The sequence below is a fragment of the Burkholderia sp. Ac-20345 genome, assembly GCF_017104825.1.
Classification (GTDB): Bacteria; Pseudomonadota; Gammaproteobacteria; order Burkholderiales; family Burkholderiaceae; genus Burkholderia; species Burkholderia lata_B.
Genome location: NZ_JAAGPO010000056.1, coordinates 1 through 25,267 on the forward strand (window position 1 = coordinate 1; position 25,267 = coordinate 25,267).

23 protein-coding genes are annotated in these 25,267 nt (G+C 66.7%); 16 read left to right on the plus strand and 7 right to left on the minus strand.

Translation table 11 applies throughout. The annotated features are described in order from the left end of the window. The 3 genes from G3O06_RS21040 to G3O06_RS21050 form a co-directional block, all read right to left on the minus strand. Window positions 1-432: dihydroxyacetone kinase subunit DhaK (locus G3O06_RS21040; protein WP_205817394.1), on the minus strand; the 432-nt coding region annotated here is incomplete at its 3' end. 244 nt (window positions 433-676) lie between these two features. After that, window positions 677-1,819 carry a sigma 54-interacting transcriptional regulator gene (locus G3O06_RS21045; protein WP_205817395.1) on the minus strand — a complete coding sequence of 381 codons (1,143 nt, stop codon included), beginning with the start codon at window positions 1,817-1,819 and terminating at the stop codon, window positions 677-679. Beyond that, a complete protein-coding gene (locus tag G3O06_RS21050) occupies window positions 1,774-3,120 on the minus strand; it encodes an acyl-CoA dehydrogenase family protein (protein WP_241020169.1) in 1,347 nt (448 codons plus the stop codon). Before G3O06_RS21050 ends, G3O06_RS21045 begins: the two co-directional genes overlap by 46 nt. On the opposite strand from G3O06_RS21050, the gene G3O06_RS21055 reads away from it, so the two are divergent. The 5 genes from G3O06_RS21055 to G3O06_RS21075 all read left to right on the plus strand — a co-directional run bounded on the left by G3O06_RS21055 (window position 3,025) and on the right by G3O06_RS21075 (window position 8,199). Continuing rightward, window positions 3,025-3,576 (plus strand): hypothetical protein, encoded by a 552-nt coding sequence (locus G3O06_RS21055; RefSeq protein ID WP_205817396.1) that lies wholly within the window; start codon window positions 3,025-3,027, stop codon window positions 3,574-3,576. The two genes, G3O06_RS21050 and G3O06_RS21055, sit on opposite strands and share 96 nt — an antisense overlap. Before the next feature lie 46 nt (window positions 3,577-3,622). Further along, window positions 3,623-4,183, plus strand: a complete 561-nt coding sequence (msuE, locus tag G3O06_RS21060) for an FMN reductase (protein ID WP_174972657.1) — start codon at window positions 3,623-3,625, stop codon at window positions 4,181-4,183. Window positions 4,184-4,219: 36 nt separating this feature from the next. Further along, the gene (gene sfnG, locus G3O06_RS21065; RefSeq protein WP_174998527.1) at window positions 4,220-5,323 is read left to right on the plus strand and encodes a dimethylsulfone monooxygenase SfnG; all 1,104 of its coding nucleotides are present in this window, start codon (window positions 4,220-4,222) and stop codon (window positions 5,321-5,323) included. 174 nt (window positions 5,324-5,497) lie between these two features. Beyond that, window positions 5,498-6,727 carry an SfnB family sulfur acquisition oxidoreductase gene (locus tag G3O06_RS21070; protein WP_205817397.1) on the plus strand — a complete coding sequence of 410 codons (1,230 nt, stop codon included), beginning with the start codon at window positions 5,498-5,500 and terminating at the stop codon, window positions 6,725-6,727. Window positions 6,728-6,750: 23 nt separating this feature from the next. Beyond that, the gene (locus G3O06_RS21075) at window positions 6,751-8,199 is read left to right on the plus strand and encodes an APC family permease (protein WP_205817398.1); all 1,449 of its coding nucleotides are present in this window, start codon (window positions 6,751-6,753) and stop codon (window positions 8,197-8,199) included. A gap of 92 nt (window positions 8,200-8,291) precedes the next feature. Here G3O06_RS21075 and G3O06_RS21080 read toward each other — a convergent pair whose 3' ends face one another. Next, window positions 8,292-8,939: a LysE family translocator gene (locus G3O06_RS21080; RefSeq protein ID WP_174982067.1), complete on the minus strand. Its 648-nt coding sequence runs from the start codon at window positions 8,937-8,939 to the stop codon at window positions 8,292-8,294. A 110-nt stretch (window positions 8,940-9,049) separates the two neighbouring features. Here G3O06_RS21080 and G3O06_RS21085 point away from each other — a divergent pair, with 110 nt between their 5' ends. After that, on the plus strand, window positions 9,050-9,901 hold the full coding sequence (locus G3O06_RS21085; protein WP_205817399.1) for a LysR substrate-binding domain-containing protein: 852 nt from the start codon (window positions 9,050-9,052) through the stop codon (window positions 9,899-9,901). Between the two features lie 22 nt (window positions 9,902-9,923). Here the strand turns inward: G3O06_RS21085 and G3O06_RS21090 are convergent, their stop codons facing one another. Beyond that, complete coding sequence (locus G3O06_RS21090; protein WP_205817400.1) at window positions 9,924-10,820, minus strand: LysR substrate-binding domain-containing protein; 897 nt, start codon at window positions 10,818-10,820, stop codon at window positions 9,924-9,926. A 152-nt stretch (window positions 10,821-10,972) separates the two neighbouring features. Here G3O06_RS21090 and G3O06_RS21095 point away from each other — a divergent pair, with 152 nt between their 5' ends. After that, on the plus strand, window positions 10,973-14,026 hold the full coding sequence (locus tag G3O06_RS21095) for an FAD-binding and (Fe-S)-binding domain-containing protein (protein WP_205817401.1): 3,054 nt from the start codon (window positions 10,973-10,975) through the stop codon (window positions 14,024-14,026). A 157-nt stretch (window positions 14,027-14,183) separates the two neighbouring features. Here the strand turns inward: G3O06_RS21095 and G3O06_RS49770 are convergent, their stop codons facing one another. Then, a complete protein-coding gene (locus tag G3O06_RS49770) occupies window positions 14,184-14,312 on the minus strand; it encodes a hypothetical protein (RefSeq protein WP_277403740.1) in 129 nt (42 codons plus the stop codon). Window positions 14,313-14,373: 61 nt separating this feature from the next. After that, the gene (choX, locus tag G3O06_RS21100) at window positions 14,374-15,300 is read right to left on the minus strand and encodes a choline ABC transporter substrate-binding protein (protein WP_241020170.1); all 927 of its coding nucleotides are present in this window, start codon (window positions 15,298-15,300) and stop codon (window positions 14,374-14,376) included. A 331-nt stretch (window positions 15,301-15,631) separates the two neighbouring features. Here choX and G3O06_RS21105 point away from each other — a divergent pair, with 331 nt between their 5' ends. The 9 genes from G3O06_RS21105 (at window position 15,632) to G3O06_RS21145 (ending at window position 25,026) form a co-directional block, all read left to right on the plus strand. After that, window positions 15,632-16,774, plus strand: a complete 1,143-nt coding sequence (locus G3O06_RS21105) for an SRPBCC family protein (RefSeq protein WP_205817403.1) — start codon at window positions 15,632-15,634, stop codon at window positions 16,772-16,774. 108 nt (window positions 16,775-16,882) lie between these two features. Then, on the plus strand, window positions 16,883-17,812 hold the full coding sequence (locus tag G3O06_RS21110; RefSeq protein WP_174982056.1) for a 3-keto-5-aminohexanoate cleavage protein: 930 nt from the start codon (window positions 16,883-16,885) through the stop codon (window positions 17,810-17,812). A gap of 44 nt (window positions 17,813-17,856) precedes the next feature. Continuing rightward, the gene (locus G3O06_RS21115; RefSeq protein ID WP_205817404.1) at window positions 17,857-19,284 is read left to right on the plus strand and encodes a gamma-aminobutyraldehyde dehydrogenase; all 1,428 of its coding nucleotides are present in this window, start codon (window positions 17,857-17,859) and stop codon (window positions 19,282-19,284) included. Between the two features lie 76 nt (window positions 19,285-19,360). Further along, complete coding sequence (locus G3O06_RS21120; RefSeq protein WP_205817405.1) at window positions 19,361-20,341, plus strand: PDR/VanB family oxidoreductase; 981 nt, start codon at window positions 19,361-19,363, stop codon at window positions 20,339-20,341. Window positions 20,342-20,406: 65 nt separating this feature from the next. Beyond that, the gene (locus tag G3O06_RS21125; protein ID WP_205817406.1) at window positions 20,407-21,408 is read left to right on the plus strand and encodes a 3-hydroxyacyl-CoA dehydrogenase NAD-binding domain-containing protein; all 1,002 of its coding nucleotides are present in this window, start codon (window positions 20,407-20,409) and stop codon (window positions 21,406-21,408) included. Between the two features lie 70 nt (window positions 21,409-21,478). After that, complete coding sequence (locus tag G3O06_RS21130) at window positions 21,479-21,958, plus strand: thioesterase family protein (protein ID WP_205817407.1); 480 nt, start codon at window positions 21,479-21,481, stop codon at window positions 21,956-21,958. 131 nt (window positions 21,959-22,089) lie between these two features. Continuing rightward, window positions 22,090-22,983 carry a LysR substrate-binding domain-containing protein gene (locus tag G3O06_RS21135; RefSeq protein WP_174982046.1) on the plus strand — a complete coding sequence of 298 codons (894 nt, stop codon included), beginning with the start codon at window positions 22,090-22,092 and terminating at the stop codon, window positions 22,981-22,983. An 80-nt stretch (window positions 22,984-23,063) separates the two neighbouring features. After that, window positions 23,064-24,038 (plus strand): GlxA family transcriptional regulator, encoded by a 975-nt coding sequence (locus G3O06_RS21140; RefSeq protein WP_205817408.1) that lies wholly within the window; start codon window positions 23,064-23,066, stop codon window positions 24,036-24,038. A 79-nt stretch (window positions 24,039-24,117) separates the two neighbouring features. Next, entirely contained in the window at window positions 24,118-25,026 is a 909-nt protein-coding gene (locus G3O06_RS21145; protein ID WP_241020173.1) for a choline ABC transporter substrate-binding protein, read from the plus strand. Window positions 25,027-25,267 lie beyond the last annotated feature (241 nt).

The window sequence follows — 25,267 nt, forward strand, 5'->3', positions numbered from 1 at the left end:
TACGCGGCCGCGCAGCGATACGTCGTCGGCGACGATGACCGTCTCGACCGGAATGCCTTCGGCGCGCGCGAGTTCGGCGGCGAGCCCGAAATTGAGCCGGTCGCCGGTGTAGTTCTTCACGATCAGCAATGCGCCGTTCGGGCCGGCGCTTGCGCGGATCGCGGCGAGCACGGCGTCGGTGGACGGCGACGTGAACACTTCGCCGCAGACGGCCGCGCTCAGCATCCCTTCGCCGACATAGCCGCCGTGCGCGGGTTCGTGGCCGCTGCCGCCGCCGGAGAGGACGGCGACGGGGCGCTGCGCCGGCTCGGGCAGCGGCTGGCGGACGAGCACGTGCTCGTCGCCTAGGATCGCGACATGCGGCGACTGCCGCGCGATGCCTTCCAGCATTTCTCGCACGACATCGGACGGGCGGTTGACAAGCTTTTTCATGGCGACGGGTTCCGGACGGGTGAACGAGGCTCGGCCGGGCCCGCACGGGCGCCGGACGGCCTTGCGTGTTGCGGAGGATCGTGCGGGCGCGCTGTCGCCGGGTACAGGCGGCCGTATGACGGACGACCGGATGCGGGAGGGGGACGAGGCGCACGCTTCGCGCCAAGATACATCAGGTTCGGACGTTGCGGCGCGGAACGCGGCGCGATCACGCCGGAGCAAGGCGGCGCGCTCCCATACGCGGCTACTTCATCGCCGCAATTTCCTTCGCGCGGATCAGCCGCGCGCGCAGCACGTTACGGCTGATGCCGAGCAGCCGCGCGGCCTGGATCTGGTTGCGGTGGCTGAATTCGAACGCGACACGCATCACGGTGTCCTCGATGCGTTCGAACAGGTTGCCGTGATCCTCGTCGAACAGGTCGCGCAGCGCGCGTTCGAGCGCGGCCTGCGCGCCGGCGGCCGGGTCGGGGTCGTGCCCTGGCGTGTGCACGGCGGCCGTCGGCACGCCCGACGATGCGATATGCAGGTCGGCCTCCTGTAGCGCGTCGTGGCGGCTCACGAGCAGCGCATGATGGATCACGTTCTCGAGTTCGCGGATATTGCCGGGCCAGCCGTGTGCCTCGAGCCGCCGTTCGGCGCGCGGGTCGATGCTGCGCGGCCCGTAGCCGAGGCGGCTCCGGTAGTCGTCGAAGAAGTGGCGCGCGAGCGGCAGGATGTCGCCCGGGCGCTCGCGCAGCGTCGGCACCGCGAGCTGCACGACGTTGAGCCGGTAGAACAGGTCGCCGCGAAACTGCCCGTTCGCGACGGCCTGCTGCAGATCCACGTTGGTCGCGGCGACCACGCGCACGTCGATCGGCACGCCCGTGCGCGAACCGAGGCGCACGACCTCGCGCTCCTGCAGCACGCGCAGCAGCTTGACCTGCATCGACAGCGGCAGGTCGCCGATCTCGTCGAGAAACAGCGTGCCGCCGTTCGCGGCTTCGAACCAGCCGGGCTTCGCGCTGAACGCACCGGTAAACGCGCCTTTTTCGTGGCCGAACAGTTCGCTCTCGACGAGCGTTTCGGAGAAGGCACCGCAGTTCACCGCGATGAACGGCCCGTTGCTGCGGCGGCTGAGGCCGTGCACGTGCCGCGCGATCAGCTCCTTGCCGGTGCCGGTCTCGCCGACGATCAGCACGTTCGCATCGCTCGGCGCAACCAGGCGAATCCGTTCGAGGAGCGCGACCGAGCGCGGATCGACGAACACCTGCGCGCGGGCACGAATGGACGTCGCAAGCGCGGGCCGGTCGGGCAGCGTGAGGACGGGCGCGGCGTCGGGCCACGCATCGGAAGGGGAACGGTTCACGAGTAGAAGCCCGGCGTCGGATAGGTTCGCTTGAGCGCCCATTCGCCGATCTCGCGAATCTTGTACGCGAGCGGGTCGTGGAGCGTATGGGTGCGCAGGTTGCGCCAGTGCCGGTCGAGCCGCAGCGCGCCGTGCGTCGCGCGTGCACCGGCGACGTCGAACATGCGCGTGCAGAGATCGAGCCCGGTGCGCGCGGCCGACACCTTGGCCGTGGCCGTGGCGAGCGCGACCTGGCCGCGTTCCGCATGCGTGAGCGCCGCATCGCGCGACCATGCGGCATCGAGCCGGTCCGCCGCGCGGTCGGCGAGTACGCGCGCGGCTTCGAGCCCGACCCAGAATTCGCCGTACTGGCCGAGGATGTACGGATCGTCGCCGGTGCTCGCGACCTGCGCGCCGGGCCACGGCCGCGCTTCGTGCAGCGTGTAGTGCCGTGCGTCGTTGAACGCGGCTTCGGCGATGCCCAGATACACGTTCGTCAGCACGAGCTGCGCGACGAGCGGGCGCAGGCACGCGAACGGCGTCGACAGCGGGCCGGGGTCCGTCAGCAGCTCGTGATCCTCGACGCGCACTTTCTCGAACGTGACCGTGCCGCTGTCGGTCTGGCGCTGGCCGATGTTGTTCCAGTCGTCCGCGATCGAGATGCCGCTGCGCTGCGTCGGCACGGCGGCGATCAGGAACGCGCGCGTGTCGGCATCGTGCGCGGATGCGATCAGCATCTGCGAATCGAGCGCCCCCGAACAAAAGCTCTTCTGGCCGCTGAATTCGTGCCACGCGCCGCGCGAGCGGCTGACCGTGCGCTCGTCGAGCGGATTCAGCGCATTGCCCCAGAACCATTGCTGGCGCGCGGTGCGCTCGAACCACGATTCCCACTGCGCGGGCGCGCCGAACAGGCGCACGGTCGCAAGCATCAGGTGATGGAAGCCGAACACGTGCGCGAGCGAACTGTCGGCCGCCGCGAGCACGCGGACGACGTCGAGCGTCGTGCGCCAGCTCGCGCCGAGGCCGCCGTAGGCGGCCGGGATGCTCAGCGCGAGCAGGCCGCTGTCGCGCAGCTGGTCGCGCTCGGCCTTCGGCGTGCCGCCCTGCTGGTCGCGTTCGGCGGCGGTGCGCGCGAAGCCGGCCGCGAGGCGCTCGGCGGTTTGCAGCGCGTCGGGCGGAGCCGGTTCGTCGCGGGACGGCGCGACGACGCGCAGGCTTTCCGCGCGGGGCGATACGGAAATGGATGTCATGGCGATGAATGCGTCGGGTTGCTGCACGAAAACGGTCAGGCCGCGGCGGGCGTTGCTGACCGGGTGCTGCGTGATCAGCAGAGTGTTCAACGTTTCGCGCAACGCGGGAAACATCGATTTCTGATAACCAATGCCGGATTGCTGCGCTGGACGCAGTTGCGCGTGGCGATGTCGCGCGTTGCAGCGATCCGCGGCACGCAACGTGACGACGCAACAGCCATGTCGACGCTACTGCAAGGATGCGACGTGCCGCGCAGGCGCATGAATGCGGAAAGCGGACGCCAATGCATGCCGAAGGACGCCGCGCGCGTGCCGGAATCCGTGTCGAAGCGGAAAAGCGCGCCTGCAACACACCGCGCTGCTGATCAAGCAGCAGCGCATCAGCAGCGTTGTTTCCCCGAGTTCATCGCGTTGCGGAATATGATTGTGATGCCGTGTCTGGCACGCTTATCAACGTGCGGCGATCGTTGGGGATGCCACGACAGGCCGTCGATCGCGATGCATTTCGTCATGCAGACGATCGTTCTCCATCGCGATCATCGAAATGGCACGTTCCTTGCTGACCCATGACGTGACGGGTGCGTCGGCACCCGACTCGACAATGGGAATGCAACCGATGAGCAATGCAATCAACGTGGTCGCGATATCGGGCGGCCTGCAACGGCCGTCGCGCACGCTGGCGCTGACCGATGCGATCGTCGCGGCGCTCGGCGCCGCGCTGCCGATCCATACGCGGCTGATCGAACTCGGCGAGATCGGCGGCCGCCTGGCCGGCGCGCTGACGCGCGCGCAGGTGCCGGCCGATCTCGATGCGCAGATCCGCGCGATCGAGACGGCCGATGCGCTCGTCGTCGCGAGCCCCGTGTATCGCGCGTCGTACACGGGCCTCTTCAAGCACCTGTTCGACCTCGTGCATCACGAAGCGCTGATCGACGTGCCCGTGCTGCTCGCGGCCACCGGCGGCAGCGAGCGTCATGCGCTCGTGATCGACCATCAGCTGCGCCCGCTGTTCAGCTTCTTCCAGGCCCGCACGCTGCCGATCGGCGTGTACGCGTCGGAAAGCGATTTCGACCAGTACCAGATCACGAACCCGGCGCTGCGCGCGCGCATCGCACTCGCCGTCGATCGCGCGGTGCCGCAACTGCGCCCGCATGCGCTTTCCGTCGCGGCCGCGTAGGCCGCCTGCGTTTTCTTTCTCGACCAGGACACACTCATGAGCCACACCGACCCTACTGCCGACGGCGTCAAGTTCGCCTACTGGGTGCCGAACGTCAGCGGCGGCCTCGTCGTCAGCACGATCGAGCAACGCACCGACTGGAGCCTCGAATACAACCAGCAACTGGCGCGCACGGCCGAAGCGGCCGGCTTCGAATACGCGCTGAGCCAGATCCGCTTCACGGCCGGCTACGGCGCCGAATACCAGCACGAGTCGGTGTCGTTCAGCCAGGCGCTGCTGCATGCGACGACGAAGCTCAAGGTGCTCGCCGCGATCCTGCCGGGGCCGTGGCATCCGGCCGTGGTCGCGAAGCAGCTCGCGACGATCGACCACATCTCGAACGGGCGCATCGCGATCAACGTCGTGAGCGGCTGGTTCAAGGGCGAATTCACCGCGATCGGCGAGCCGTGGCTCGAGCACGACGAACGCTATCGGCGCTCGAAGGAATTCATCCAGGCGCTGAAGGGCATCTGGACCCAGGACAACTTCACGTTCAAGGGCGACTTCTACCGCTTCAACGACTACACGCTGAGCCCGAAGCCGGTGCAGAAACCGCATCCGGAGATCTTCCAGGGCGGCAGCTCGCGCGCGGCGCGCGACAACGCGGCCAGCGTGTCGGACTGGTACTTCACGAACGGCAATACGCCGGAGAACCTGAAGGCGCAGATCGACGACATCCGCGCGAAGGCGGCGGCGAACAACCATCGTGTGCGCATCGGCGTCAACGCGTTCGTGATCGCGCGCGATACCGAGGAAGAGGCGAAGGCCGTGCTCGACGACATCATCCGGCACGCGCACGTCGAGGCCGTGCATGCGTTCGGCGATGCGGTGAAGCAAGCCGGCAGCGCGTCGCCGGAAGGCGAGGGCAACTGGGCCAAATCGACGTTCGAGGATCTCGTGCAGTACAACGACGGCTTCCGCACGAACCTGATCGGCACGCCGCAGCAGATCGCCGAACGCATCGTCGCGCTGAAGGCCATCGGCGTCGATCTCGTGCTCGCGGGGTTCCTGCATTTCATCGAGGAAGTCGAGTACTTCGGCAAGCGCGTGCTGCCGCTCGTGCGCGAACTCGAGGCGCAGCGGCAGGCGGTTGCCGCGTGACGCGCAGGCCGGTGCGCGGCGGGCGCTCACGCGTGTCGTGCGAAGGCCGATCGAAGGGGCGACACCGACGGTTCTCGCGGGTCAGCCCGGTTTGACGTTTCGGATATCGAAACAGGAGGTCGGCGGATGCTTCGCGGCACCGCCGGCCGGTTCATGAGTTTTGCCGGAATTGACATGTCTACGGAAATCATCGAAGAAAACGTGCAACCGCAAGCGGGCGCCACGCCTGTTCCCGTCATCGGCTCGGATGCCGAGGCACTCGAGGTCGCGCATCAGGTCGCCGCACGGCTGGCCGAGCACGCCGCGTTGCGCGATCGCGAGCGCAAGCTGCCGTACGACGAGATCGAGCTGTTCTCGTCGAGCGGCCTGTGGGGCATCACCGTGCCGCGCGAATACGGCGGCGCGGAGGTGTCGAACGTGACGCTCGCGGAAGTGATCGCGATCGTTTCGGAGGCGGACCCGTCGGTCGGGCAGATCCCGCAGAACCATTACTGCCTGATCGAGGACATCCGCCTCGAAGGCAGCGATGCGCAGAAGCGCTTCTTCTTCGATCTCGTGCTGAAGGGAGCACGTTATGGGAATGCGTTTTCCGAAGCGGGCGGCAAGAACGTGCTCGACATCCAGACGCGCGTGCGCCGCGACGGCGACGCGTTCGTGCTGAGCGGCCGCAAGTTCTATTCGACCGGCACGCTGTTCGCGCACTGGATTCCGGTGCTCGCGCTCGACGAGTCGGACCAGGCCGTGCTCGCCTTCGTGCGGCAGGGTGCGCCGGGGCTGACCGTCGTGGATGACTGGAGCGGCTTCGGGCAGCGCACAACCGCGAGCGGCACGGTGATCGTCGAGAATGTGCGCGTGAGCCCGTTCGAAATCTTCCACACGCAGCGTTCGTACGACCGCCCGACCTTCGCGGGCCCGTTCGCGCAGATCACGACCGCCGCGATCGATCTCGGGATCGCACGCGCGGCGCTGCAGGACACCATTGCATTCGTGCAGCAGCATGCGCGCCCGTGGATCGACAGCGGCGTCGAACGCGCGAGCGAGGATCCGCTGACGGTCGCGCAGATCGGCGACATCGCGTACCGCGTGCACGCGGCCGAGGCGCTGCTCGCGCGCTCGGGGCGCTTCGTCGACGCGGCGAAGCGCGAGCCGAGCGAGGAAACGGTCGCGCAGGCCGCGATCGCGGTCGGCGAGGCGAAGATCGCGACGACCGAGGTGTCGTTGCTTGCGGCGAGCAAGCTGTTCGAGCTTGGCGGCAGCAAGTCGACGCTCGCGAAATACAACTTCGACCGCCACTGGCGCAATGCACGCGTGCATACGCTGCACGACCCGGTGCGCTGGAAGTATCACGCGATCGGCAACTACTACCTCAACGGCGTGAAGCCCGCGCGCCATTCCTGGAATTGATCCGCTCCTGACGAGGTAAATCGATGAGTCATCCAGCCAGCACCGCGCAGGCACTGCCTGCGCAACATGCCGCGCCGCAGGCAGGCGGCCTGCGGCGCAACTACCTGAGCCTGCCCGAACTGATCGCGCAGTCGATCGGCCTCGTCGGCGTGTCGGGCGGGATCGGCGTGCTGATCCCCGCCGTGTTCGCGACGGCCGGCAACGGCACGTGGCTCGCGTACCTGTTCGCGATCGTCGCGCTGCTGTTCGCGTCGTGGAGCATCTCGGTGTTCGCGCGCGACTCGGCGTCGCCGGGCGCGCTGTATGCGTACGTGTCGGCCGGCATCGGGCCGGTCTGGGGCGCGATCTGCGGCTGGTCGCTGCTGATCGCGTATGCGGTGGCCGCCGCGGGCATCCTGCAGGGGACGATCAACACCTTTCTCGTGCTGGGCCGCGAGACCGGGCTGCTCGGCAGCGCGACGCCGCTCGGCGCCGTGCTCGGGCTCACGGTCGTCACCGCGTTCGCCGCGTGGTACATCGCGTTTCGCGATATCCGGCTGTCCACGCGCTTCACGCTGTTCGTCGAACTCGCGACGCTGCTGCTGATCGCCGTCGTCGTGATCGGGACGATCGCGTTCGGCGGGCATCCGGTCGATCGCGCGCAACTGACGCTCGAAGGCGTGAAGCCGACGCAGCTGCAGCTCGGGATGGTGCTCGCATTCTTCAGCTTCACGGGGTTCGAGAGTGCGACCGTGCTCGGCGCCGAGGCGCGCGACCCGTTCCGCGCGATTCCGCGCGCGGTGCTGATCAGCGTCGTCGGGCCGGCGATCCTGTTCGTGATCGGCGCGTACGGGATGGTGAGCGCGTTCCACGGGCAGACGCCGCCGCTCGATCAGGTCGACGGCCCGCTCGCGGTGCTCGCGCATCGGCTCGGGGCCGGCTGGGTCGGCGTGCTGATCGACGCGGGTGTGGCGTTGAGCTTCTTCGCGGCGTTCTTCTCGTCGATCAATGCGGCGGCGCGGATCGTCTATACGTTCGGGCGGCAGGGCGTGCTGCATGCGTCGACGGGCCAAGCGCACGAGCGGAATGCGACGCCGCACGTCGCGGTGGCACTGATCGCGGTGCTCGCGCTGGCGACTGCGCTGGTATTCACCGCGCGCGGCACCGCGTTGCTCGATTCGTACGGCTATCTCAGTTCGATCGCGACCTACGGCTGGCTGCTTGCGTACGTGCTGGTGGCGATCGGCGCGCCGCTCTATCTGCACCGCCAGCGCCGGCTGCGCGCGCGTCATGTGGCGATCAGCGTCGTCGCGGTCGTGCTGCTCGCGATTCCGCTGGTTGGCAGCATGTATCCGGTGCCGGCGGGTGTCTATGCGTGGCTGCCTTATGTGTTCGTCGCGCTGCTGGCGATCGGGCTCGGGTGGTTCCTGGTGCTGCGCGTCCGGTTTCCGGAACGGTTGCGCGAGCTGGAGGCCGAGCTGCTGACGAAGTGACCGGGTTGCGCCGAAGGCGGGTTCCTGGCGCTACGGCTGGTCGGCGACGTTGCCGGCCAGCCGCTTCCGGTTCGGCGGCCCGTTCGCGGCCGTCACGCCATACCCGCCATCCTCGACGCATCGATCACCATCTGCACGCCGAGCCCACCGAGAATGAGCCCCATCGCCCAGCGCTGCGCGAGGAGCAGCGTCGGGCGCCCGTGCAGGAACTTCGCGATGCTGCTTGAGCAGATCGCCACCAGCCCGTTCGCGGAAGCGAACGCGGCGATCAGCAACGAACCGAGAAACAGCGATTGCCCGAGCACGCTGCCGTTCCGGTAGTCGATGAACTGCGGCAGCAACGAAATGAACAGCATCGCAAGCTTCGGGTTCAGCACGCTGGTCGTCGCGCCCATCGCGAGCAGCCGAAGCGGGCGCTCGCTCGGCAACGCCTGCACCTCGAACGGCGAGCGGCCGCCGGGCCTGACGGCCTGCCACGCCAGATACAGCAGGTACGCCGCGCCGACCACAGCCAACGCGCTGCCCGCATAGGGCACGCTCATGAACAGCGTCGTGATGCCGAACGCCGCGCCGAACATGTAGAACAGGTAGCCGATCATCACGCCGCCGAGCGAGATGAGCCCCGCCGTGCGACCTTGCGCGATCGAGCGCGACATCACGTAGACCATGTTCGGTCCGGGCGTGACCGCGAGCATGCCGCCGATGACGAGAAATCCGTAGAGCGATCCGGACGTATGCATGTCTGATGATTCCTGCAACGAGTGAGGGCTGACGGGATTCATTGTCCGACCGTGGAGGAGAACAGTAAAACGGGATAAACTGAATTGATTGATCAGTTTTTCTGAAGACGATGAAAAAGCTCGACCTCGATGTGCTCGCGATGGTGGTGGCCGTGGCGGAATCCGGATCGTTCGCGCAGGGCGCGCAGGCCGTGCACCGGTCGCCGTCGGCTGTGAGCATGCAGATCAAGGCGCTGGAAGATGCGCTCGGCAAGCCACTCTTCATCCGCGATACGCGCAACGTGACGCCGACCGACGACGGCATGATGCTCGCCGAATACGGCCGCCGGATGCTGGCGATGCGCGACGAGGCATGGGCGTCGGTCGTGCGCCCGGAGATCCGCGGCCGCGTGACGATCGGCGTGCCCGACGACTACATTTCTTCGTTGCTGCCGCAGGTGCTCGGCAAGTTCGCCGCGATGCATCCGCGCGTGGAAATACGCGTGATCGGCCAGCCGAGCAGCGCGCTCGTGCCGATGCTGAAGGACAACACGGTCGACCTCGCGTGCCTCACGCGGATCAAGGGCGTGACCGGCGAGCTGATCCGGCTCGAACCGCTCGTCTGGGCCGGGTCGCCGAAGCGCAACGTATGGGAAGAGCGGCCGTTGCCGGTGGCTTTTTTCACGCACGGCGGCAGCGCGGCGCGCGATCACGCGGTCAAGGCGCTGAACCGGCGGAAGATCCCGTACCGGATGTCATATGAAAGCCCGAGCCACCTCGGCCTGCTCAGCATGGTGGAGGCCGGGCTCGCGGTTGCGCCGCTGGCGCGCTGCTGCGTTCCGGATCATCTCGTGCAACTGTCGGAAAGCCACGGGCTGCCGCCGCTCGGCGAAATGGAGGTCGTGCTCGCGCGCAGTGCGCAGTCCGCGCGCCCGCCGTGCGACTACCTGGCCGAACAGATTCTCGGTGAATGGCGCACCTGAGCGGCCCGCCGGCGGCCGCGTTTCAGCACGACTTCAGCAGCCATTCGCGGAACGCGACGAGCGACGGCAGCGTCTCGTTCCCCGGCGGGTAGACGAGGTAGTAGCTGCGCTGGCTGGTGATCGCGTCGCCGATCGACACGAGTTCGTGGCGGCTCAGCTCGTCTTCCACCAGCACCTTCGGCACCAGCCCGATCCCCATTCCGGCCCGCACGGCCTGGATCAGGTGCGACGTCAGCTCGAAGCTCGGGCCGATGCGCATCTGCCGATGGTCGAGCCGATAGTGCGAGAACCATTCCGCCCACGCCTGCTGGTTGCTCGTCACGCCGAGCAGCGTCTGCTTTGCGGCCCACGCGGGCGTGCGCACGTCGGCCTTGCGGCGGCTGCCGGTGCCCGTGTCCGGCGGCGCGATCGCGATCAGGAACTCGTTGTACAGCCGGTGCGCATGCAGGCCCGGCCAGTCGCCCGCGCCGACGGTAATGGCCGCATCGAGGTCGTCGTTGAGGAAGTCGATGCCGCCGATCCGCGAATGGAGGTGCACGGTCACGCCCGGATGCGCGGCGTAGAAGTCGTGCAGGTGCGGCAGCAGCCATTTCGAGCCGAATGTGGGCAGCGTCGCGAGCCGCAGCGTGCCGGCGCCCGCCTGGTGCGACATCGCCTGCAGCGTCGCGCCGCGGATGCGCCCCAGTGCGCCGCTCAGCTCGGTGAAGTAGCGGCGCCCGACTTCGGTCAGCTTCACCGAGCGGCCCTCGCGCCGGAACAGCGGCACGCCGAGCTGATCCTCGAGGGTCTGGACCTGCCGGCTGATCGCGCTCTGGCTCAGCGACAACTCCTCGGCCGCGCGCGTGTAGCTTTCATGTCGCGCGGCGGCCTCGAACACGAGCAGCAGCGACATCGACGGGGTGAGGCGACGGTAATTCATGAATTTTATGCAATATTCGGCGGAGCAGAATTCGTTTGTTTCTCGCGAAGTATCCAAAGATACTGGAATTCCCGGTCGCGTGGAAACTTGCTAAAAAATCATGTTTCGGCCACGCGAACCGGCCGGCTCCACCCACACTGCGCCTTTACCCCATGTCGATCGCCCCGTTGCCCCGCCCCGCCAGCCCGCCCGCGCATGCGTACCGTGACTTTCTCGCCGCGCTGCAGGCCGCCGGATTCGCCGGGGAAATCCGCGCGGACCATGCGAACCGGACGGTGCAGGCCACCGACAACTCGATCTACCAGCGTCTGCCGCAAGCGGTGATCTGCCCCGCGCATGCGGACGACGTGCGGCTGCTGGCGCGGCTGCTCGCCGAGCCTGCGCATCGCGACGTCGCGGTGGCCGCGCGCGGCGGCGGCACGGGCACCAACGGGCAGTCGCTGACCGACGGCGTGGTCGTCGACCTGTCGCGCAACATGAACCGGATCCTCGAAATCGACGTCGAGCAGCGCTGGGTGCGCGTGCAGGCGGGCGTCGTCAAGGATCAGCTCAATGCGGCGCTGAAGCCGCACGGGCTGTTTTTCGCGCCGGAACTGTCGACGTCGAACCGCGCGACCGTCGGCGGGATGATCAACACCGACGCGAGCGGGCAGGGCAGCTGCACGTACGGCAAGACGCGCGACCACGTGCTCGAGCTCGATTTCGTGCTGATGGGCGGCGAGCACCTGCACAGCGACGCGCTCGCCGGCGACGAGCTGGAGCGCCGCTGCGCGCGCGAGGACCGCATCGGCAAGGTGTACCGCACCGCGCGGCGCATCAGCGACGACAAGGCGGCGCTGATCGAAGCGAAGTTCCCGAAGCTCAACCGCTGCCTGACCGGCTATGACCTCGCGCACCTGCGCGAACCCGACGGCCGCTTCAACCTGAACAGCGTGCTGTGCGGCGCCGAAGGCTCGCTCGGCTTCGTCGTCGAGGCGAAACTCAACGTGCTGCCGATCCCGAAGTATTCGGTGCTGGTCAACGTGCGCTACGCGGGCTTCATGGACGCGCTGCGCGACGCGCGCGCGCTGCTCGCGCACGAGCCGCTGTCGATCGAGACGGTCGACTCGAAGGTGCTGATGCTGGCGATGAAGGACTTCGTGTGGAGCAGCGTGTCCGAGTATTTCCCGCAGGACGACGCTCGGCCGACGCTCGGCATCAACCTGATCGAATTCAGCGGCGACGATGCGGATGACGTCGACGCGCGCGTTCGCGCGTTCGTCGTCCATCTGCGCACCGATACGAGCGTGGAGCGCCTGGGCCACACGCTCGCGGCCGGTGACGACGCGGTGAAGCGCGTGTATGCGATGCGCAAGCGCGCGGTCGGCCTGCTCGGCAACGTGCAGGGCGAGGCGCGCCCGCAGCCGTTCGTCGAGGACACCGCGGTGCCGCCCGAGAACCTTCCCGCGTACATCGCCGAATTCCGCGCGCTGCTCGACGGCCACGGGCTGCAATACGGGATGTTCGGGCACGTCGACGCGGGCGTGCTGCACGTGCGGCCGGCGCTCGACATGAAGGACCCGAAGCAGGCGGCGCTGGTGCGGCCCGTGTCGGACGCTGTGGCCGAGCTTACGCAGCGCCACGGCGGCCTGTTGTGGGGCGAGCACGGCAAGGGCGTGCGCTCCGAATATGCGCCGGCGTTTTTCGGCGAGCTGTATCCGTCGCTGCAGCAACTGAAGGCCGCGTTCGATCCGTACAACCAGTTCAACCCGGGCAAGATCGCGACGCCGCCGGACCACACGATGCGGCTGCTGAAGATCGACGAGGTGCCGACGCGCGGCGACCACGACCGGCAGATCGACGAGCGCGTGTGGCAGAGCTACGGCACCGCGATGCACTGCAACGGCAACGGCGCGTGCTACAACTTCGATCCGGACGATGCGATGTGCCCGTCGTGGAAGGCGACGCGCGAACGCGTGCAATCGCCGAAGGGGCGTGCGTCGCTGATGCGCGAATGGCTGCGCCTGCAAGGGCAGGCCGGCGTCGACGTCGTCGCGGCGGCGCGCGCGCGGCAGCCGTTCCTGAGCGGCCTTGCCGCGCGCTGGCGCAACAGCCGCGCGGCGCGCAACGGCGAAACCGATTTTTCGCACGAGGTGTACGACGCGATGGCAGGGTGCCTCGCGTGCAAGTCGTGCGCGGGGCAGTGCCCGGTGAAGGTGAACGTGCCGGAGTTCCGCTCGCGCTTCCTCGAGCTGTATCACCAGCGCTATCTGCGGCCGCTGCGCGACTACCTGATCGGCTCGCTCGAATTCACGATGCCGTGGATGGCGCGGGTGCCCGCGCTGTACAACGGGCTGATGCGCTCGGGATGGGTGCGCACGGTGCTGGAGCGGCACGTCGGCATGGTCGACAGCCCGCTGCTGAGCCGCTTCGATCTCGCGGCCGTGATCCGTCAATGGCGCGTGAAGCCGGCCGACCCGCAGGCGCTTGCCGCGCTGAGCGACGCGCAGCGCGCGCGCAGCGTCGTCATCGTGCAGGACACGTTCACGCGCTACTTCGAACCCGAGCAACTGGCGACGCTGATCGAGCTGGCGGCGCGCACGGGCTTTCAGGTGTGGCTCGCGCCGCTCGCGCCGAACGGCAAGGCGCTGCACGTGCAGGGCTTTCTGCGCGCGTTCGAGCAGGTGGCGATCCGCAATGCGACGCAGCTGGCCGCGCTGGCGCGCTCGGGCGTCGCGCTGGTCGGCCTTGATCCGGCGATGACGCTCACGTATCGGCAGGAATACCTGAAAGTGACGGGGCTCACCGATGTGCCGAAGGTCGCGCTGCCGCAGGAATGGCTGCTGCAGGCGCTGCCGGAAGCCGGTGACAATGCCGGCGGCGTGCCCGCGTCGTACCGGTTGCTGCCGCACTGCACCGAGAAGACCAATGCGCCCGACAGCGGCAAGCAATGGGCGCAGGTGTTCGCGCGGCGCGGGCTGCGTTTGCAGGTCCAGGCGGCCGGGTGCTGCGGGATGTCGGGCACCTACGGGCACGAGGCGCGCAATCTTGCGATGTCGAAGACGATCTACTCGCAGTCGTGGGCGGCGCACGTGGACGGGCCGGAGGACGAAGGCGAGGCGCTGGCGACCGGCTATTCGTGCCGCAGCCAGGTGAAGCGGATGTCGTCGAAGCAGGTGCGGCATCCGTTGCAGGCGCTGCTCGATCATGTAAGGGCGGCGGGGTGACGATCGGGGGAACCGTCCGTCGCCGCAGACATGCGGCTGCCGACCGGCAGCGCATTCACATGGAGCCTCGATTTCTCGGCGCCTGCCGAAGGGAGGCGAATGTTCGGCACGGCTTCGAATGCTGCCTCCGTGTCTTGCCCCGCGTCGCCCCGCTGCCTTATCGCCGGTTCCCTGCTTCGTCCACCATCGAGCACCACCGCTCCAGCGGATGCGGGGCGAGCAGCGCTGCGCAATGAATGGCAAGCGCCGGCAGGCGGAGCAGGAAACCCTTCCATCGATCGGCCATCGTTTTCTCCGGTGTTCCGTTTGCGAAGCGGGCGATGTCTGTCGCCCGCGCCATCCATGGCCTATAGCCCGAGCGCTGCTTTCACCGTGGCAAGCCCGCTCTTGCCGTCGAAGCTCGTGACACCGTCGAGCCAGCCGTCGAGCACGTCGGGATGTTGCCGGAGGTATGCCCTTGCCGCGTCGTCCGGCCGGGTCTTGTTCATCACGTCGAGCATCAACCGGTTTTCCATGTCGGTCGTAAAGCGCAGGTTCGACACCAGCCGCCCGGCATTCGGGCAGCGTTGCGCAAAGCCGTTGGCCGTCAGCGTATACACCCTGGCTTCCCCGTAGTTCGGGCCGAACGATGCGTCGCCGCCGGACAGATACTGGATCGGCACCTGGATGTTCATCGGGTGAGGCGCCCAGCCGATGAATACCAACCACTTCTTTTCGCGCACTGCGCGCTGGACGGTGACCAGCATCCCGGCTTCGCTCGATTCGACGAGTTTGAACCCGCGCAGGCCGTGCTCGTTGTTGTCGATCATCCGTTGAATCGTGGCGTTCGCGCTGCTGCCCGGTTCGATCCCGTAGATCTTGCCGTCGAGTTCGGCCCGGTGCTTCGCGATGTCGTCGAACGACCGGAGGCCGCGCTGGTACGCGTAATCGACCGTGGCGAGCGTCTCTTTCGCGCCGGACAGGTTCGGCGGCTCGAGCTTGACGAACGCATGCGAATCGAGGAACGGCTGGATCTGCTTGTCCTGAATGGGCCACCAATAGCCGAGCGACACGTCGATCTGCCGGCTTTTCAGTCCGGCGAAGGAGATCGGCACGGACGACAGCGTCGTCGCCGGACGATAGCCGAGACTCTCGAACAGCAGCGACGCCAGCGCCGTGGTGACCGTAATGTCGGTCCAGCCGATATTCGAGAGCCGCACCGGCCGGCACGCTGCGTCGTCTTGCGCGGAAGCCATGCCGGGCAGCGACGACGCAAGGACCAGCGTTGTCAGCATGCGAGCCATTCTGGATTTCATGTTCGGGCCGGGAGAAAGGATTGACGGGGCAACGGTTTCGAAAGGCACCCATGTTCGCGCGTGAAGAGTGGAACCGCGCTGCACACCATGCTAGCGAAGCCGCCGGAACGGGAAACCGGCAATTGCGACATCAAGTTATGAAAATCGGCCGGCTCGTGACGTTGCCGCGCGTGCGTTCGTCCTGCCCAAGTTTTTTTGGGGCAAATGGCTTTTTTTTCATCGTTTGCGAAGGCAATCGCCGATGCGTAACTTCAGCACCGAAGCGCAACTTGCCGAATCGAAAATCCCGTCCCCCTTTCAGGAGCATGCAATGAGCGAATGTCTCGCGCAGCAGGACCTCGAGATCGCCGGCCGTGCATTCAATGCGAAGGACGTCGCCGCCTCGTCGACGCTGAATGCGAAGTGCTACACGGACCCGAAGTACTTTGACGCGGAAATGGACGCCGTTTTCCGCCGATCGTGGCAGTGGGTGTGTCATGCGGAAAAGGTGCGCGAGCCGGGCGCCTACTATGTGGCCGACGTGGCCGGCCGGAGCATCGCCGTGGTGCGCGACCGGGCCGGCAGCCTGCGCGCTTTCTACAACGTCTGCAAGCACCGCGCGCATCACCTGCTTGCCGGCGAAGGCAAGGCGCGCGTGATCACGTGCCCGTATCACGCGTGGAGCTACAACCTCGATGGCGGCCTGCGCCAGGCGCCGATGACGGAGACGCTGGTCGACTTCAGGAAAGAGGACATCTGCCTGTCGCAAGTGCAGGTCGAGGAGTTCTGCGGGTTCGTGTACGTGAACATGGACCCGGGCGCCGCATCGCTCGCGTCGCAAAGCGGCGATCTGAAGGCCGAGATCGACCGGTTCGCGCCGGACGTCGGCACGCTGACGTTCGCGCGCCGTTTGCAGTTCGACATCCGGTCGAACTGGAAGAACGTCGTCGACAACTTCCTCGAGTGCTACCACTGCCCGACCGCCCACAAGGATTTCGTGAGCCTGCTCCAGTTCGACACCTACAAGGTGACGACGCACGGGATCTACTCGAGCCACATGGCGAAAGGCGGCAACGCCGGCAATACGGCCTACAGCGTCGAAGGCGCGACCTGCGACGACCACGCGGTGTGGTGGGTCTGGCCCAACACGTGCCTGCTGCGCTACCCGGGCCGCGCGAATTTCCTCGTGCTGAACATCATCCCGGTGGCGCCCGATCGCACGATCGAGACCTACGACTTCTACTTCGAATCCGCCGAGCCGACGCCGCAGGAGATCGAGGCGATCAACTACGTCCGCGACGTGCTGCAGCAGGAGGACATCGACCTCGTCGAGAGCGTGCAGCGCGGGATGAGCACGCCCGCGTTCGAAAGCGGCCGGATCGTGAGCGATCCGCAGCAGTCGGGCATGAGCGAGCACGCGCTTCATCACTTCCACGGGCTGGTGCTGAAGGCCTACCAGGACGCGCTGAAGTAACGCGTTCGCGCCACGCCGGCGCGGTCGAATCGTATTGCGAACACCGGTGTGTCGTGGCGAACGGGATCGCGGCAACACCGGCCAACCTGCCCAGTCAAGGCCATCAACATGTCGAACAGCATCATCATCACGTGCGCGGTAACGGGCGGCATCCACACGCCCACGATGTCGCCGCACCTGCCCATCACGCCCGCGCAGATCGCGGCGGAATCGATCGCGGCGGCCGAAGCCGGCGCATCGATCATCCATCTGCATGCGCGTGACCCGGAAACGGGGCGGCCGACGCCCGACCCGAAAGTGTTCATGCAGTTCCTGCCCGTCATCAAGGCGAACAGCGACGCGATCATCAACGTGTCGACCGGCGGCGGCCTCGGCATGACGCTCGAACAGCGTCTCGAGGCGGCACTCGTCGCGAAGCCCGAGATGGCTTCGCTCAACTGCGGGTCGCTCAATTTCGGCATCTTCCCGATGCTGCAGAAGCACACCGAATGGCAGCACGACTGGGAGCCCGCGTTCCTCGACATGACGCGCGACTTCGTGTTCAAGAACACGTTCAAGGACATCGAATACACGCTGCGCGAACTCGGCGATACGCACGGGACGCGCTTCGAGTTCGAGTGCTACGACCTCGGCCACCTGTACAACCTCGCGTATTTCGTCGACAAGGGGCTGCTGAAGCCGCCGTTCTTCATCCAGATGATCTTCGGGATCCTCGGCGGGATGGGCGCCGATACGGATAACCTGAGCCATCTGCACAGCATCGCGCAACGCCTGTTCGGCGACGGTTTCGAATGGTCCGTCCTCGCTGCGGGGCGCAACCAGATGAAATTCGCGACGCAGTCGGCTGTCATGGGCGGGAACGTGCGGGTCGGGCTCGAGGACAACCTGTACATCGATCGCGGCCAGCTGGCGGCGTCGAACGCCGACCAGGTCCGCAAGATCCGGCGCATCGTCGAGGAACTCGGCTTCAAGGTCGCGACGCCTGCCGAAGCCCGCGCGCGGCTGGGCCTGAAGGGCCGCGACCAGGTCGGATTCTGACGGCGGTCGAACATCTTTCCGGATCTCAAACAGGTCGATTAGTCATGCAAACGATGAACCTGATCAATGGTGAGCGGGTAGCGGGCGACGGAGAAGCGTTTCCGGTCGTCAACCCGGCGACGGGCGACACCGTCGTCACGATGCGCGATGCGTCTGCCGAGCAGGTCGACGCGGCCGTCGCGGCGGCGGCCGCGGCATTCCCGTCGTGGTCCGCGACGCCGCCGGGCGTGCGCGCGGCAGGCCTGCTCGCGCTGGCGGATGCGATCGAGGAACGCGCGGACGAATTCGCGGCGCTCGAATCGCTGAACTGCGGCAAGCCGTTGCACGCGGTGAAGGCGGACGAGCTTCCGTTGACCGTCGACGTGTTTCGCTTCATGGCCGGCGCGGCGCGGTGCGTGTCGGCATCCAGCGCGGGCGAGTACGTGGCCGGGTTCACGTCGATGATCCGGCGCGATGCCGTCGGCGTGGTGGGGTCGATCGCGCCGTGGAACTATCCGCTGATGATGGCGGCGTGGAAGCTGGCGCCGGCGCTGGCGGCCGGCTGCCCGGTCGTCCTGAAGCCGTCGGAACTCACGCCGCTGACGTCGCTGCGTGTCGCGGAACTCGCGGCCGACATCTTTCCGCGCGGCGTCGTCAACGTGGTCGTCGGCCGCGGCGCCACCACGGGCAACGCGCTGATCAACCATCGTCAGCTCGATCTCGTGTCGCTGACCGGCGGCCCCGCGACGGCGAGCCGGATTCTCGAGGCATCGTCGCGCAAGCTGATGCATACGCACATGGAGCTGGGCGGGAAGGCGCCGGTCATCGTGTTCGACGACGCGAACCTGGATGCGGCCGTCGAAGGCATACGCGGCGCGGCGTTCTTCAACGCCGGGCAGGATTGTGCGCAGCCTTGCCGGCTCTACGTCGAGGACAGGATCTACGACACCTTCGTCGCGGATCTGGGGAATCGCGTCGCGACGATCAGGCTCGGCGCACCGGACGATTCGCGTACCGAAATGGGGCCGGTGATCTCCGAAGGCCATCGCCGGCGTATCGCCGGCTTCGTGGACCGCGCGCGCGACCTGCGCCATGTGGAGATCGTGACCGGCGGGCGTGAAGTTGCCGGCGGCGGCTACTTCTACGAGCCGACGATCATCGCGAATGCGCGGCAGGACGACGAGATCGTTCAGCGCGAGGTGTTCGGCCCGGTCATTTCCATCACGCGGTTCAGCGGGACGGAACAGGCGATTCATCACGCGAACGACAGCCCGTATGGCCTCGCGTCGTCGATCTGGACACGCGACGTGGGCAAGGCGATGACGGTCGCGTCACGCCTGCGGTGCGGCATCACGTGGATCAACGCGCATGGCGTGGCAACAGCCGAAATGCCGCACGGCGGCATGAAGGCTTCCGGATACGGGAGCGACATGTCCGTCTACGCGCTCGAGAACTACACGACCGTGCGGCACGTACAGATCGCACACGTGTAGCGGACGATTTTCGGCGAGCGGGTATCGCCTGCCGGCGGACCGGCGGCGACCCGGCATCCACTCTCCAGAGGTAACGATGACGCAACATCAAAGCGGCGCACTGGACCGGCAGGTGCTGATCGTGCGGGCCGTGGCCGACGAGGCCAACGGTATTCGCAGCTACGCGCTGGCCAGGGAAGACGATGCGGACCTGCCTGCCTACGAACCGGGCGCGCACGTGGCCGTCCATCTGGAAAACGGCATCACCCGACAGTATTCGCTTTATGAAGAAGCGGGGGTCCGGAACACCTACCGGATCGCCGTATTGAAGGATCCGGCCAGCCGTGGCGGCTCGCGCTTTGTCCATGACCAGGTGGGTGTCGGCGCGCAGGTGCGGATCAGCGGACCGTTCAACCACTTTCCGATGGCGGCCGGCGCGACGTCGTCGCTGCTGATCGCGGGCGGCATCGGGATCACGCCGATCCTGTCGATGGCGACTCGCCTGTTCAGCGAAGGGCAGCCGTTCGCGCTGCACTACTGCGCGCGGCGCGAGCAGGATGCGGCGTTCGTCGATCTCCTGCGGCGCGGTGTGCCGTTCGCGGCGCACGTCCACCTGCATTTCGACGGGGGCGATCCGGGCAAGGGGCTCGACGTCCGGTCGCTGCTGTCCGACGTGACGGAAGGCCGCCATCTCTATTGCTGCGGCCCCGGCGGCCTGATGAACGCGGTGGAAGCCGCGGCATCGCACTGGCCGGCGGGAACCGTGCATTTCGAGCGCTTCGCGGCCGAGACGGCAGACGCAGCGAAGAACACGGCGTTCCGGATTCATCTGTGCAGATCCGGCCTGGACCTGGACGTGCCCGCCGACAAGAGCGTTCTGCAGGTGTTGAAGCAGGCGGGGTTCGACATCAGCACGGTCTGTGAACAAGGCGTGTGCGGCGCATGCCTGACCGACGTGGTCGACGGCGTGCCGGAGCATCGCGACCACATCCTGACCGACGACGAGAAGCGCGCGAACGACGTGATGGCGGTGTGTTGTTCCCGGTCGAAATCGCCTCGACTGGTGCTGGACTTGTAAAAACCCCGGCGGGCGGATATCGGCCGCCTGTCTCCCGATACTCGAATTCAGGATGGAAGAGCACGATGAGCACGCTGCATGACATGCCTCATGGCATCGAAGTCGTAGGCATTCTCGGCGCCGGCACGATCGGCGCAAGCTGGGCCGCGCTGTTTCTGGCGGCCGGGCTGGAGGTCGACGTATACGATCCGTCGCCGGAAGGGGAGGCGTTCGTTCGCGACTATGTGCGTCACGCGTGGCCGAGCCTGGAGCGGCTGGGGTTGGCGCGGCGGGGCGACCCGGGACGGCTGCGCTTCGTGGCGACGCCCGAGGAAGCCGTGGCCCGCGCGCAGTTCGTGCAGGAAAGCGTGCCCGAACGGATCGACGTCAAGCACGCGCTGTACCGGCGCATCGAGGATCATCTCGATCCCCGCGCGATCGTCTGCTCCAGCGCATCGGGCCTGCTGGTGAAGGAAATGCAGGCGGGCTGGAAGAATCCGGGCCGTTTCATCCTCGGGCATCCGTTCAATCCGCCCCATCTGATTCCGCTGGTCGAACTGCTGGGCAACGAGAAGACCGAGCCCGGCGTGCTGGAGCTCGCCGAGCAGTTCTATGCCGCATGCGGAAAGATCACGATCCGGGTCAACAAGGAAGTGCCGGGCCACGTCGCGAACCGGCTGCAGGCGGCACTGTGGCGGGAGGCGATTCATCTGGTGGTCGAAGGGGTCGCGACGGTCGGCGACGTCGACAAGGCCGTCTCCGCCGGCCCGGGCCTGCGATGGTCGGTCATGGGGCCGCACATGCTGTTCAACCTCGGCAGCGGCGGCCACGGGCTCGGCGTCTTCTGCGAGCGTTTTGCGCCGTCGTTCCATCGCTGGTGGGACGATCTCGGCCATCCGACGCTCGATCCACAGACGATCCAGATGCTGGTCGACGGCGTGAAGGCGGAAGAAGACGGCCGGCAGTTTCACGACCTGGCGGCGGAGCGCGACCGCAAGATCGTCGAAGCGAGCAAGGCGATCACGGATGCGGCGTATCCGACCCGCGCGATCGATGTGGTGGGCGAGCGGAAGGTTGCGGCCCGATGAAACCCGCCGGGCGCCGGCCGGGAAGCCGCCGCCCGGCCTACGTTGACGACACGTCGAAGGATGGAGCCAGATGCACGCGGAACTCGTGGTCCATGAAGGGCAGGTACGCGCGGAGTGGATCGACTACAACGGGCACATGAACGACGCGTGCTACGTGCGCGTGTTCAGCGAGTCGATCGACCGGTGGCTGGACAGCATCGGGATGGACGACGCATTCCGGTCTCGCGAGCGGGTGTCGGTCTATACGCTGCAGACCGTCGTTCATTACCTGAAGGAAATCGGCACGGGCGCGCCGTTCGTCGTCACGGCCCGCGTGCTCGAGCACGACAGCAAGAAATGTCGGGTTTTCCTGACCATGCGGCACCCGATCGACGCCGAACACTTTGCTACGATGGAAGCCCTTTTGCTGCACGTCGACATGACGCTTCGGCGCAGCACGGCGTTTCGCGCGCAGACGCTGGCGCGGCTCGAAGCGCTGTTCGCCGCGCAGCGAGATACCCGCTGGCCGGTGCAGGCGGGTCGTGGCATTTCACTGGTGAAAGGGCAGTGATGTTCGCGTCGATGAACCTGCGCGGCTCGGGCGGCAACGCGCGTTGCGCCGGCGCGGCGGCCCGCCCGCTTCGACGCGCCGCAATACGACCGACTTCCGTCCCGAGAGAAGCCCCCGACATGGTTAGCCGCTTGAAGCACCTCCCGCCGCTGTCGTATCTCACCGCGTTCGAGGCAGCGGCCCGGCACGAAAGCTTCACGAGTGCCGCCGAGGAACTGTGCGTGACGCAGAGCGCGATCAGCCGGCAGATCCGGTTGCTCGAGGAAACGCTGGGCTGCGCGTTGTTCGTGCGGTCTCACAAGGCGGTGTCGCTCACCGACGGCGGGCGGAAGTTTCAGCGGACCGTCAATGCGGCGCTGGATCTGCTGGCTGCCGCCGCGTACGAGCTGCGCGTGCAGGCGTCTACGTCGACCGTCACGGTGTCGGCGGATCTGGCGATCGCGTCGCACTGGCTGATTCCGCGCCTGCCGAAGTTTCGGGCCGAGCATCCGGAGATCATCATTCACGTCGATGCGTCGGACGAGGACACGCGAAACATCCGGGAAGGCGCGGACCTGGCGATTCAGTTCGGCGACGGCTACTGGCCGGCCTGCAACGCGCGCTTCCTGCTCGAGGAAGAGATCTTCCCGGTGTGCACGCCGGCGTATCTGGCCCGACTCGCGCCGATGGCGCACACGCGGGATCTGCTGCGCGCGACGCTGATCCATCTCGAGACGCGTCATTGGGACTGGATGGACTGGGCGACCTGGTTCGCGCATCACGACATCGCGCTGACCGAACCGCGGCAGGATCTCTACATCAACAACTATCCGGCGGTCCTGCAGGCCGCGATGGGCGGGCAGGGCATCGCGATGGGGTGGCGCTATCTGGCCGACGACATGCTGGCGACCGGGGTGCTGGTGCGGCCGATCGAAACCTCGGTGCGGACCGGCCGCGGGTTTTATCTGCTGCACCCGAGCGATACCTTGTTGAGCCCGGAGGCGCGGATCTTCTGCGACTGGATCGTCGGGCAATGCACGGAATAGGGGCGGCCGGCGGCGGGTGAAAGCGGGCGCCGTCCGGCAGGCATGATGCCGGTTGAATAGAGGTTGAGAGGATCGATGCGATGAAATCGACATTCAGTCATTTCGGATTCCTGATATTGGAAAAGTATTCGATGATCGCGCTGACGAGTGCGATCGAGGCACTGCGAATGGCCAACCAGCTGCTCGGCTTCTCCCGCTACGACTGGACGATTTACTCGGTCGACGAAACGGCGATCCGCGCCAGCAACGGTATCGTCGCGGGGCCGGCGTGTCCGCTGGACCTCGCCGCGAGCATGCCCGACGTGATGTTCGTCTGCGGCGGATGGGACGTCCGGGACGCCGTGGACGACGGAACGAAACGACTGCTGCAGACCCTGGCCGGGCGCGGGGTCGCGGTGGGCGGGCTGTGCACGGGGGCCTATGCATTGATGGCGAGCGGCCTGCTCGACGGCTATCGCTGCGCGGTTCACTGGGAGGTGCTGTCCGAGCTGCATGCCGAGTTTCCGGACGTCCGTTTCGTCGACGAACTCTTCGCCATCGACCGCGATCGCCTCACCTGCACCGGTGGAACGGCACCGCTGGACCTGATGCTGCACCTGATCACGTCGGATCTCGGGCCGCCGATGGCTCGGCACATCTCCGAGCAATTCTCGATCGAGCGGGTCAGGGCCGTGACCGATCCCCAGCCGATTCCCATCGCGTCGCGGGTGGGTTTTTCACGCGAGGAACTGATCGAGACGGTGCGGCTGATGGAGGCGAATATCGAGGAGCCGCTGACCGTGCCGGATCTGGCCCGGTTGACAGGCGTATCGATGCGCCACCTGCAGCGCGTCTTCAGGGAGGCACTGGACATGACGCCGCACGAGTACTACGTCGGCCTGCGCTTGAAGCGTGCGCGGAAACTGATCCGCTACTCGAACATGTCGATCGCGAACGTCACGAAGACCTGCGGATTCCAGAGCGTGACGCATTTCAGCAAGGCCTTTCGCACTTTTTTCGGACACGCACCGAGTCACGAACGCCGGGCCCGCGAATCGGCCGGTGCGCTGGCCTGATCCCGATCATTTCAACGACGCAACCCGAGGTATCACCATGAATCGAACTGGTATGGCTGCACTGGTCGCCGCGCTGTGCATGTCCGCGGCAGCCCATTCCGCCGGCGCGGCGGAGCCGGCGACCTGCAGGAACGTGCGGATGGCCGATGTCGGCTGGAGCGACATCGCGGCGACGACCGGGCTGGCCACCACGATGCTGACCGCGCTGGGCTACAACCCGTCGAAGACCATCGCATCGGTGCCGATCACGTTTGCCGGGGTCAAGAGCAAGCAGATCGACATTTTCCTCGGCTACTGGTCGCCGTCGATGGATCCGATCATCGCGCCGTTCGTCAAGAGCGGCTCGATCAAGGTCCTTCCCGAGCCGAACCTGAAAGGCGCGAAATTCACGCTGGCGGTGCCGGATTACGTGTATCAGGCGGGGCTCAGGACGTTCGCGGATCTGCCGAAGTATGCGGACAAGCTGCAGAACCGCATTTACGGGATCGAACCGGGGAACGACGGCAACCAGTTGATCGGCAAGATGATCCGGGAGAACAAGGACGGGATCGGCAAGTTCAAGCTGGTCGAGTCGAGCGAGGCGGGCATGCTCGTCGAGCTCAACCGGGCCGTTCGGGACAAGCAGTGGATCGTGTTTCTGGCCTGGGAGCCTCATCCGATGAATGCGCAATACCGGATCAATTACCTGTCCGGTGGCGATGACGTGTTCGGCCCGAACTACGGTGAGGCCAAGGTGTTCACGGTCGAGCCGCCGGATTACGAGGCGCGGTGCCCGAACGTCGCGAAGTTCGCGTCGAACCTGCACTTCACGACCGAGCTCGAGAATCATTTGATGATTCCGATCATGAACCATCAGGATCCGAACCAGGCCGCGGCGCAGTGGCTGAAAAAGAACACGTCGATGCTGGACACGTGGCTGGCCGGCGTCACGACGTTCGATGGCAAGCCGGCGCTACCGGCGGTGAAAGCGTATCTCGCTCCGCACTAGCGTCGGGTCGACGCAGGCAGGCGAGTGGCGGCGCGGCGCGGAGGGGCGGTTTCGCATCTTCCGCGCGGCAGGGTGCGACGGGGTTGTCGCGGGATCGCGATCGGCGCGAATGGCGTGAAGCAAATTGGTTCCGCCGCGCCAGGATCTCCGTCGATCAAGGCGTTCGCCCCCTGAGTTGAGGGTTTTATTGACAGCTCCACCAGAACAATCTCGTCGATTCACCGGTGTCTGAATCAAATTG

Bases quoted from the DNA above. Each gene is read 5' to 3' on its own strand.
- G3O06_RS21115 (WP_205817404.1), top strand. From the start codon at position 17,857: ATGCAAACGATGAACCTGATCAATGGTGAGCGGGTAGCGGGCGACGGA.
- G3O06_RS21050 (WP_241020169.1), bottom strand. From the start codon at position 3,120: ATGTTTCCCGCGTTGCGCGAAACGTTGAACACTCTGCTGATCACGCAG.
- G3O06_RS21110 (WP_174982056.1), top strand. From the start codon at position 16,883: ATGTCGAACAGCATCATCATCACGTGCGCGGTAACGGGCGGCATCCAC.
- G3O06_RS21095 (WP_205817401.1), top strand. From the start codon at position 10,973: ATGTCGATCGCCCCGTTGCCCCGCCCCGCCAGCCCGCCCGCGCATGCG.
- G3O06_RS21125 (WP_205817406.1), top strand. From the start codon at position 20,407: ATGAGCACGCTGCATGACATGCCTCATGGCATCGAAGTCGTAGGCATT.
- sfnG (WP_174998527.1), top strand. From the start codon at position 4,220: ATGAGCCACACCGACCCTACTGCCGACGGCGTCAAGTTCGCCTACTGG.
- G3O06_RS21085 (WP_205817399.1), top strand. From the start codon at position 9,050: ATGAAAAAGCTCGACCTCGATGTGCTCGCGATGGTGGTGGCCGTGGCG.
- choX (WP_241020170.1), bottom strand. From the start codon at position 15,300: ATGCTGACAACGCTGGTCCTTGCGTCGTCGCTGCCCGGCATGGCTTCC.
- G3O06_RS21080 (WP_174982067.1), bottom strand. From the start codon at position 8,939: ATGCATACGTCCGGATCGCTCTACGGATTTCTCGTCATCGGCGGCATG.
- G3O06_RS21070 (WP_205817397.1), top strand. From the start codon at position 5,498: ATGTCTACGGAAATCATCGAAGAAAACGTGCAACCGCAAGCGGGCGCC.
- G3O06_RS21090 (WP_205817400.1), bottom strand. From the start codon at position 10,820: ATGAATTACCGTCGCCTCACCCCGTCGATGTCGCTGCTGCTCGTGTTC.
- G3O06_RS21140 (WP_205817408.1), top strand. From the start codon at position 23,064: ATGAAATCGACATTCAGTCATTTCGGATTCCTGATATTGGAAAAGTAT.
- G3O06_RS21045 (WP_205817395.1), bottom strand. From the start codon at position 1,819: ATGGGCGCTCAAGCGAACCTATCCGACGCCGGGCTTCTACTCGTGAAC.
- G3O06_RS49770 (WP_277403740.1), bottom strand. From the start codon at position 14,312: ATGGCCGATCGATGGAAGGGTTTCCTGCTCCGCCTGCCGGCGCTTGCC.
- msuE (WP_174972657.1), top strand. From the start codon at position 3,623: ATGAGCAATGCAATCAACGTGGTCGCGATATCGGGCGGCCTGCAACGG.
- G3O06_RS21120 (WP_205817405.1), top strand. From the start codon at position 19,361: ATGACGCAACATCAAAGCGGCGCACTGGACCGGCAGGTGCTGATCGTG.
- G3O06_RS21105 (WP_205817403.1), top strand. From the start codon at position 15,632: ATGAGCGAATGTCTCGCGCAGCAGGACCTCGAGATCGCCGGCCGTGCA.
- G3O06_RS21145 (WP_241020173.1), top strand. From the start codon at position 24,118: ATGTCCGCGGCAGCCCATTCCGCCGGCGCGGCGGAGCCGGCGACCTGC.
- G3O06_RS21075 (WP_205817398.1), top strand. From the start codon at position 6,751: ATGAGTCATCCAGCCAGCACCGCGCAGGCACTGCCTGCGCAACATGCC.
- G3O06_RS21130 (WP_205817407.1), top strand. From the start codon at position 21,479: ATGCACGCGGAACTCGTGGTCCATGAAGGGCAGGTACGCGCGGAGTGG.